This is a genomic window from Collinsella aerofaciens ATCC 25986, assembly GCF_964239575.1.
Lineage (GTDB): Bacteria > Actinomycetota > Coriobacteriia > Coriobacteriales > Coriobacteriaceae > Collinsella > Collinsella aerofaciens_BQ.
Genome location: NZ_CAXSQQ010000023.1, coordinates 18,838 through 27,867, shown reverse-complemented (window position 1 = coordinate 27,867; position 9,030 = coordinate 18,838). Strand labels below are relative to the sequence as shown.

The 9,030-nt window shown below is 56.7% G+C and carries 7 protein-coding genes; 1 reads left to right on the top strand and 6 read right to left on the bottom strand.

The genetic code is table 11. The features are described 5' to 3' along the window. Nucleotides 1-17 precede the first annotated feature (17 nt). From ACESUZ_RS08565 to ACESUZ_RS08540, 6 genes are all read right to left on the bottom strand, one after another. Nucleotides 18-548 carry a hypothetical protein gene (locus ACESUZ_RS08565; protein ID WP_373199593.1) on the bottom strand — a complete coding sequence of 177 codons (531 nt, stop codon included), beginning with the start codon at nucleotides 546-548 and terminating at the stop codon, nucleotides 18-20. A gap of 170 nt (nucleotides 549-718) precedes the next feature. Continuing rightward, nucleotides 719-3,205 carry a glycosyltransferase family 2 protein gene (locus ACESUZ_RS08560; RefSeq protein WP_373199591.1) on the bottom strand — a complete coding sequence of 829 codons (2,487 nt, stop codon included), beginning with the start codon at nucleotides 3,203-3,205 and terminating at the stop codon, nucleotides 719-721. Beyond that, nucleotides 3,206-4,273 (bottom strand): glycosyltransferase family 2 protein, encoded by a 1,068-nt coding sequence (locus tag ACESUZ_RS08555; RefSeq protein WP_373199589.1) that lies wholly within the window; start codon nucleotides 4,271-4,273, stop codon nucleotides 3,206-3,208. It lies immediately after the preceding gene. A gap of 12 nt (nucleotides 4,274-4,285) precedes the next feature. Continuing rightward, nucleotides 4,286-5,404: a glycosyltransferase family 2 protein gene (locus ACESUZ_RS08550; protein ID WP_373199588.1), complete on the bottom strand. Its 1,119-nt coding sequence runs from the start codon at nucleotides 5,402-5,404 to the stop codon at nucleotides 4,286-4,288. Between the two features lie 74 nt (nucleotides 5,405-5,478). Then, nucleotides 5,479-6,519 carry a glycosyltransferase family 2 protein gene (locus ACESUZ_RS08545; protein WP_373199587.1) on the bottom strand — a complete coding sequence of 347 codons (1,041 nt, stop codon included), beginning with the start codon at nucleotides 6,517-6,519 and terminating at the stop codon, nucleotides 5,479-5,481. A 6-nt stretch (nucleotides 6,520-6,525) separates the two neighbouring features. Next, nucleotides 6,526-7,629, bottom strand: coding sequence for a glycosyltransferase (locus ACESUZ_RS08540; protein WP_373199585.1), 1,104 nt, complete (start codon nucleotides 7,627-7,629; stop codon nucleotides 6,526-6,528). 112 nt (nucleotides 7,630-7,741) lie between these two features. Here ACESUZ_RS08540 and ACESUZ_RS08535 point away from each other — a divergent pair, with 112 nt between their 5' ends. Continuing rightward, nucleotides 7,742-8,872 carry an acyltransferase family protein gene (locus ACESUZ_RS08535; protein WP_373199584.1) on the top strand — a complete coding sequence of 377 codons (1,131 nt, stop codon included), beginning with the start codon at nucleotides 7,742-7,744 and terminating at the stop codon, nucleotides 8,870-8,872. Nucleotides 8,873-9,030: the final 158 nt, after the last annotated feature.

Here is a 9,030-nt window from a genome sequence, read left to right as displayed (position 1 = left end):
CAACCGTGTTCCAGATTCTAGGACGCCGGGCCGACTCGCTTCGGATGGGGCTCTACACCAACTTTCTCGACACTACCGAGAAGATATTGTCGTGTTGGAGAATCTTTGTCCGCGTAATATCTCTCACATTCGCACTTCTCGCAATGCTCAATTGCTTGAATTAATCGATCCCTTTGTTCATGCCTATCATCCGATATGCAAAGCAATTGGGAGACGCATGACTCTTCCTCCTCGTAATAAGGCAAAAGAAGTCCCAAGGTATCTTCGCATCGAGATAGATGCTCAATGTAGCATTCATCCATTCCGCCCAGCTCAGACAATAACGGCTGAATGCCAAATAAAAAACGATCTTCAAGTTCCCGACATCGGTCGCTGTATTCAATTACCCCAACAAACAAAGATGATATTCCTGCACCTAAAACCGCTAACAAAACCTCGTTCATCTGTTCATTCGTCAAAATGACCGCGTTTAGAGGGCAAATATAGAAAATAAACGAGATAGCCGCAACGATGGATGACGCAATTACGATCGTCCTCGATAATCTCATGCTGTTTCACCCTTAGACAAGCGGACTGCGTTTGAAATCCCAATAATCGCATCAAAACGCATAAGAAAAGCTAAGCGTAGGCTCCACGAATCAAACACCAGAAATAAAGCAAAACCCAACGCTCTCACAGCTCCTGAGCACCCTATGCTGGATTTTCACATCACCTCGCACTAAAGCGAGAAGTACTCGCTCTCAGCGGATAAGTTCGGCTCCAACCACGGATCGCCTCCCAAGAAGAACTCCGGCCAGCGTTGCATGAACAGCGCTTGCTCGCGCTTCCAGCGGCGCAGCTTTTCCTCGTTGGCCTCTTCCCTGCCGCGCGAGGTGAACTCGTAATGGTACAGCTCGGCATAGGGCGTAAAGATGGTGCGGTAGCCGGCCTCCCACACGCGCAGGCAAAAGTCAGCGTCGTTAAAACCGACGGCGAATTCTTCGTTATAGCCTCCGACCTGTTCAAATACGTCGCGTCGCACCATCTGGCAGGCGCCCGTTACGGCACTGAAGTTACCGGGGCGCACAGCGCGGGCAAGATAGCCCTCGCGCTTTGCCGAGAAGTCCTGGTTGGCATGGGCAAGTGCGCCACGCACGCCAACCAAAATGCCGGCATGTTGCACCAGATGATCGGCAAAGTAGAGTTTGGCGCCCACCACGCCCGCATCGGGACGCTGCAGATAGCCCATCATCTCTTCGATAAAGTCGGGGCTTATGACCTCGGTATCGTTGTTCAGCAACAGAAGGTAATCACCCTTGGCATGCTCCACGCCAAAGTTAATGATCTGGGAGTAATTGAACTCACCCGGCCAATACGCAACGCGCGCGATGCCCTTGCCTTCGGATGCTGCAGCCACGCGCTCTGGCAGGGTTTCGTAATACGCAAACGTCTCCGGGGCTTCGCTGTTGTTCTCCACCAAGACGATCTCGTAGTTGGCATACGTGGCCTTCTGGGCGATCGACATCACACAGGCATCGAGCGTCTCAACGTGGTCCTTGGTAGGAATCACAATGCTCACCAGCGGCGCACACTCCGGTAGCGCATAGCGCATGCGATAGACAAACGGCGTCTCGGTCTCCTCGACCGTTCCGCAAATGCCCAGCGCGTTAAAGTGGCGCTGCAGCGCAAGGCGCCCGGCTTCAATAGCATACGGCTTACTATCGGCAGTACCGTCGGCGGTCGATCCCGGATGCACGCGCCAGTGATACAGCACATGCGCAACGTGCTCAAAGCGCGCGCCGGCTACAAGGCAGCGAAGCGTCAAGTCGTAGTCCTGGGCGCCCGCAACGTCTTCTGGGGACAAACCAATGTGATCGATGAGCGCCTTCTCCACCATCAGGAAATGCGTCACGCAGTTATGGCTATAGAGCAGGTCGACGTTGAGTACGGTCTTAAAGACCGGCTGGCCCCACTCCCCCGTTTTCTGGAACATGTCCTCATCGCAGAACAGGACCTGGGGACGCTCGCCCTCGGCCGCCTTATTCAGTGCGGAAACATACTGGAATAACGCGTCCGGTTCCAGAATGTCGTCATGGTCCAAGAACGCGACGTAGTCGCCCATCGCTTGCTCAATACCTGCGTTGGTGTTGACCACAATGCCGCCGTTGCTGGGCAGCCCAATGCGACGAACGCGCTCGTCGTTGGCACTTGCCGCAAGATTGGCCACCGCATCCCATTCGGGCGAGGCGTCCATGAACAGCAATTCCCAGTTGTCATAGCTCTGGGCTAGCACCGAGTCCAGCAGCTCGCGCAGGTAAACCCGATCAGTCTTGTAGCACGGCACCACAATGCTCACGAGCGGTCTATAGGCAAAGGTCGCCGAAGCGACACGCTGGCACGCCAAATCGCCCGGCTTTGCGCGATGCTGCTCAAACCAACGTCGATAAGCTGCGTCGTCTGCACGCGCGTCCTTCATACGGTTCCAGCTGTCGTCGACCATGCCGTTGTACAGGCGACCATCCATGGCGCAAAACCCGCTTTGGATCCGCTCTGTGGGATCGCTCACGATCGCGACAAAATCTCGTATATCCTGAGGCATCTCAACACTCAGATACGATTTATTGATGCGGCAACCGTTGCGCTGCGGCACATCGACCTGCGATTCAAACACATGCACGGTAACATCGATGGCATTCATATGCGTATCGAAGATCTGGAGCTCAGGCGCGCACTGGGGGTCTCCCGCCCAGGTAACCTCATAGCGCCACACCGCGCCGACGTCTGCCGGCAAATAGCGAATGGCATCGATCTCGTAGCGGCCGCAGTGTTCGCCACGCTGCGCATCGCGGATAAGCGCGCACAGCGCAGGCTTTGCTTTGTAGTTAATCTTGGATTCCAATTTGGCCACGCGGCTATCGAGACGAATAGAGCCCAACCTTTGGCCACCGGATGCAAAAACGGCATCCATCGACGAGCCATCCAAAAACGGAAGCACCAAGACGGCGAGCTCGCGCTCGTAATCGGAAACGGAAGGACAAAGCGCCAGCACACGGCCATGATCGACCGGGAGCACCAGCGACGGCACACAAGAACCGCTCGTCGTCGCATGGGCAAACGCCTGAGAGCCCTCCCGCTCAATAAGCGCGGCGACATCCTGACCGGCAAAACGAAGCAGCACAAACAGACGGCCCTGACTGCGGCAAAGTGACAAACGCTTGATACTCATCTACACTTCTCGCTTTCCCAGAGCGTTCGCAGCCATGCGCTTGCACGCGCCCAAGCGCCCAAACCTCAAGACGTCGTAATTGAACATGAGTTTTTTGCACGAACGAGCAGCGGGCGCCTTACCGACAAGCGCCGCACGCACCATGGCGGCAACAGAAGAAGCGCATTGTGCGAGCGAAGCATCACTGCCCACAGCAGAACCGTTAAGCGCCGCAGCAACGGCGGCAAACACCTTGCCGCAGTCCGAACCAAGCAACCTGAGCGCATCGTACAGCACCAGATCACATAGGAAGTACGCCAGGTCATCGGCATGATGAGCATCGAGACCGTCGCGCTGCCAGTCAGCCAGCACCGCGGAGTAAATCTTCACGTGCTCCAGCAGACGCGTCTCGTCGTCGTAGCGCATGGTGTCCATGAGCGAACCTTTGCGTGCCACGCGATACTCGTACAGCTTGTTCGAGATAAGCGCGGTCTTGCGCGAGCGACCGTACACGGCAAAATCGAAGACCTGGTCCTCGCCATACTTAACGGTTTCATCGAACACGATCCCGTTGCCCAGCAAAAAAGCGCGCTTGCAAGCGGTGCGCCATGCAAAGGGGCGAGACGCCTCCTTAAACAGCAGGTCGGAGCTATAGCCCTCAAACGAAACGTCGCGTGGGCTCAGCACATAGTTAAGCCACGGATACCCTGCCTCCAGCGGATACGGGTTCGCGCCAAAGGTCAAAACGTCGCAATCCTCACGCTCAAAGGCATCGACGATTACACGGCACGCATCGGACGTAAATCGGTCGTCGGAATCCAAAAACGCAACGATAGGCGCCGTGGACGCGGCGATGCCTGCATTACGCGCACTCGACAGGCCGCCGTTCTCCTTATCGACCAGCGTAAAGCGCGCGTCCTTTTCGCAATAGGCAGCCGCAATATCGCGCGAGCCGTCCGGCGAGCCATCGTTGACCAGCACGCCTTCCCAATCGGGCATGTCCTGCGCAAGCAGGGAGTCCAGGCACCAGGCCAGGCACTCCTCCACTTTGTAGATGGGAACGACAACGGAAATCTTGGGGGTAGCCATAGTCACTCGCTCCTACTGTGCGGCCGGAACGTCATCGGGGTGCGGGTTGTCGCCGTAGGTGCGCTGATACGTCAGCACGCGCCAGACCAGCGGCAAGCCGCCGATCTTAAAGTAGTGCTTAAACGTATTGAGCTTGCCCGGCTTCTTAAAGTCAAAGCGCGAATCGATATAGGCGCGGGGCGACTTGACCATCAGGCGCAAGTCGGTCTCGCCACGCGGATCGAACAGCGACAGATCAAAGCGACCGGCATCCCAATCGGCCTTCAGCTCGGGTGAAGCCTTCTCCCAAAACTGCTCACGCAGTTCATCGACCAGACGTTCATCATTCCAACGGTACGTATCGACCTTCATGCGCATTAAAATGCCCTGGAGCTGAGCCTTGAGCTCGGGACGCTCGGTCAAAAATCGCTGCATCTCGGCATATTCGTCGCACACGCAAAATACCTTGTTGGGCGAATTAACTGAGCTCTTCTCGTTGTCTTGGCGATAGCACAAAATGGGGTCCGCGATAAACGCTGCACGCTCGGCGCATGCCCAAACCTTAAAGTTAAAGCCTGCGTCCTGATACGAGGCGCCCGGCGTGGGAAGGAACCGAATCTGATTGTCGTTGAGGAACTCGCGCCGATAGATGGCCGACCAAATGGAAGGCTTGCGGTAGAAGATGCCCGGGCGATCGACGGGGCGATACGCGGCGCCCGTCATATACTCGCCGATGATCCCAAACAGCTCACGGCGCTCGCTGGGCGTGGACCAATACAGATAAAAGTCGCCCTTTACCACATCGGCATGCTCAGCATCGGCCTTGGCGACCAGCTTTTGGAGCGAATCCTCAAACATAAAGTCGTCGGACTCAAGAATGCCCACGTACTCACCGCGCGCCATCTCCAGACCGCGGTTCATCGAGTCGCCGTAGCCGCTGTTGGCTTTGTCGATCATCTTTACACGGGGGTCGCGCTCCATGTACTCGCGGATGATATCCGGCGAGCTATCGGTGGAACCGTCATTGATACAGATGATCTCGATGTCCTTGAGCGTCTGCGCCACGGCGGAATCGAGGCACTCGCGCAGATAGCGCTCGACATTGCAAATGGGGACAAGCAGCGAAACTTTAGGGGTATCAGAGTTCTGCAAGAGAACCTCCTGTTGAATAGCGTGTAACAGGGTTATTTTAGCAGCCGGGTTGCGGCGGGCGGCAGCGCTTGGAATTAGATAAAGCGCTCCAGACAGGCTTTGAGACCGCGAGTCGAAAGATAGAACAGCGTGGCGTCTGCCATCGAAACGCCCGAGGTCGCCGCAACGAGCTTGTGGGCAACACGCCGAACGGCGCCCTTAGCAGGCATATCCGCCCACGCCGTTCCCAAACACGTCGTGAGATCCATGTTGACGCGAGCCGCCACGCGATGGAAACCATCGGCATCCAAGCGCGCCAGGTCGAACACAATTAGGTCTAAAAACCAAGTTATCAGCTCGCCGGGGCACAGGTCCAAAAGACCGTAGGCCGCCCAGTCCTCCAAGACCTCCTCGAGCATCCTCATGTGGGCGTCAAGCTTTTTGGCGCGAGCATCGGCACTGTTGAACTCGTGCGTCGCCGATTCACTCTCCATCACGTAGTGGTAGAACTTGTCCGGCATGACGACGGTCTTGCGGGCAAGCGCATAAGCCGCAAATTGGAAGACGACGTCCTCGCCCAAAGCCAAACCGGGGGCGAAGCGAATGCCTTCGCGATTGAGCAGCTCGCGCGAAAAAGCCGCACGGCAGGCATAGGGCTGCGCATTCGAATGGAACAGCAGTTGGGGATCACGGGCGCCGAAGGTACCGGCTTTGGGGCTCATGAGTTGCTGGACGCGTTTGGGGGCAGCATCGACGGGTTCACAGACACCGCCAAAAACGGCAGCCTCGGCATCTGCAGACTCCATGGCATGCAGCACGCGCTCGACCGTCTGGGCATCGATGTAATCGTCGGCGTCCACAAAAAAGACGGTCTCGCCCACGGCGGCATCGATACCGGCATTTCGAGCACACGAGACGCCCGCGTTTTCCTGGTCAATCACCAGTACGTGATCGTCGGCCTGCGCGATCTGGCGCAACACGTTCAACGAATCATCAGTCGAACCGTCGTTGACGCAGACAACCTGAATCGAGCGCTCGGACTGGGCCAACAGCGAATCGAGACATCGCTGAATGGAGTGCGCAGAGTTGTAAACGGGGACGACAATGGTAGCTTTAGGACACGAGGCCTCTCCCATGCCGACCTACCCCCTCAGCGATTCGATGAGGAAGGCAGCGACCACGCCTGGGCCTCCAACCGAGGCGTAATACTTAGCACGCCCCAAGGCACCATCCGTCGCGAAACTCGGATGCTCGTCAACCCAGCCCTCAGGATCTTTGAGGATGGCAGCGAGATTTGCGCGCTTCCACGGCTTGAGGTCGTCAAGCGAAAAGTCCCCGGCGTCCAAGGCCGCTTGGAACTCCTTGGCCATCTGAACCAGGAACTCCTTATAGAACTTAGGCGCCAGGCGCACGTAGTTCCACATGTACGAATCGTACTTAATGAGCTGATTGAACTTGAGCATGCGCGCGACGTCATCACTTGCGTGGTCGCGGGCATAATCCTCTCGAATCCAACGCTCAATCTCGGCATACTCGGTATTGACGCAAAAGACCTTAGCCGAAGAATTGACCGAGGAATTCTCGTTGTCCTGGCGATAAGACAACACGACATCATGAAGGTAAACAGCCTTATCGGCGCACGCGATCACCTTAAAGGCAAATGACGTGTCCTGAAAGGATGCCCCCGGAGTCGGCAGGAACTTAATGCCGTTGCGGTCAAGAAAATCGCGACGGTACACGGCCGACCAAATCGACGGCTTTTGCTTAAAGAACTGCGTCGTATCGCTCGGGTGCACCGGCTTGCCACAGTCCTTGGCTTTAAACATCTCGTGCAGCGAGCGGCGCTCCTCGGGCTTAGACCAGTAGAAATCAAAGTTCGCCTTCGCGAAGTCGGCATTATTGCTATCGGCGGCCGAGACAAGCTTTTCGAGTGCGTCTGGCGCCATAAAGTCATCGGACTCCAAGATGCCAACGTACTTGCCACGCGCCATCTCCAGGCCGTGGTTCATCGAGTCGCCGTAGCCGCTGTTGGCCTTGTCGATCATCTTGACGCGCCCATCGCGCTCCATATACTCGCGGATAATCGCCGGCGAGTTGTCGGTCGACCCGTCGTTAATGCAGATGATCTCAATATCCTTGAGCGTCTGCACCAGGGCGGAATCGAGGCACTCGCGCAGGTAGCGCTGAACATTGTAAATGGGAATAAGCAGCGACAGAACAGGGCTGCCAGAGGCGTTAGTAGACAAATGTGCTCCTTAGGAAATACCTGTCGTTTCATGGTATCAAAGGGTCAGCGCGCCAGCGGGCGTTTATATAATCTATGGAGCCCGCAGAGGCAAACCGATACGAAAGGACGTCATGCAGCCCAAAGCCGCACGCAACATACCCACCGAAGCGCTGCGTTTGGTCGCGGTCGCCGGCATCGCGGTGTTCCACACCTTTCAGTGGACCTTCCAAGCCGTCTGCGTCGGCGCCGTGGAATATGCCCCACTTGCGATGTTCCCCTATTCCGGCGTACTCGGTTTTATTAACTTGCTTGGCTGCTGGGCCAACGAGGTCTTCTTTATGATCTCGGGCTATTTTCTCATCGCTTCGGCCGCGCGTGCTTGGGACGGTGGAGCAACGTGGAAGTCGCAAATGCAACGGACGGCGCAGCGCCTTGGCAAGGTCATTATGCCCACTGCGTTTTATTGCCTCGTGGCGCTCGCGTGGTCCACGGTCGTCTCACCCATTCCCGATGTTACCCTCAATACGCACTATTGGTACACGCTTGGGCTTGAGTTTATCTGGGTCTATGCCGCCACAGTTTTCATGGCGCCATGGTTTGGACTGGCCAAGAGCCGACTCTCCCAGAAAACCTACACGACGACGGTCATCGCCGTTGGAATCCTCGTATTCGTTGTTAACGGGTATTTGGCCGCCATGAGTGCGACAAGCGCCGGCGAGTTTTCTTGGCTCCAAAAGCTCATGAGCGCCACCACGTACGTAGTCGCGTTTTTGATCGGCGGACTGCTCCGCGACGTAACCGACGCCATGGATTCGGACAGGGCGGGCGCCTTGGGCATGCGCTCGCTCGTAACGGTTTTGGCGCTCGCCACCATCCTGGAAGGAGCACTCTCCTTCACCGGCAACCTCACGGCGATGGCAGTCCTCTCCTACAAATCAACCTCGTTGATCTCGTTTGCCCTCGCTGCCGCCTCCCTGCTCTTTGCGGCTACCCGACGCAGTGCCTCAGGCAATTCGCGGACTGCAGGTGCCATCGTCACCTTATCGACCGCCACGCTCGGTTTCTATGTGATGCAGTCGCTCACCAGTAGCCTGTGGCGTCCCGTCTTCAATACGTTGCTCGCAAACATACTGGTCAGCCAAAACAGCCCGGCAGTTATATGTATCGTCACGGGTACCGTCATTAGCATCGTCTTTGCCCTGACACTTCTCACCATCGACGCAGCTAGAAGCCTTATCGCTCGCAAGCTCAAGCGGCAATAGACACGCTGCCGTCAGACGCTAAAGCCGCTACAGCCGTGGCAGGTTCCTGCGTTTTATTCAAAGCTTGCCGTCAAGGTGCGCCGAGCCTTTACAATAAGACAGTCCCAAGGACGTATTCGATAGCTTCCGCGCAGCACTCGCCCGCCGCGCGTGAAAGG

What these genes read in the sequence shown, in the direction of transcription:
- ACESUZ_RS08565 (WP_373199593.1), bottom strand. Translation starts at nt 548, where the DNA reads ATGAGATTATCGAGGACGATCGTAATTGCGTCATCCATCGTTGCGGCT.
- ACESUZ_RS08560 (WP_373199591.1), bottom strand. Translation starts at nt 3,205, where the DNA reads ATGAGTATCAAGCGTTTGTCACTTTGCCGCAGTCAGGGCCGTCTGTTT.
- ACESUZ_RS08555 (WP_373199589.1), bottom strand. Translation starts at nt 4,273, where the DNA reads ATGGCTACCCCCAAGATTTCCGTTGTCGTTCCCATCTACAAAGTGGAG.
- ACESUZ_RS08545 (WP_373199587.1), bottom strand. Translation starts at nt 6,519, where the DNA reads ATGGGAGAGGCCTCGTGTCCTAAAGCTACCATTGTCGTCCCCGTTTAC.
- ACESUZ_RS08535 (WP_373199584.1), top strand. Translation starts at nt 7,742, where the DNA reads ATGCAGCCCAAAGCCGCACGCAACATACCCACCGAAGCGCTGCGTTTG.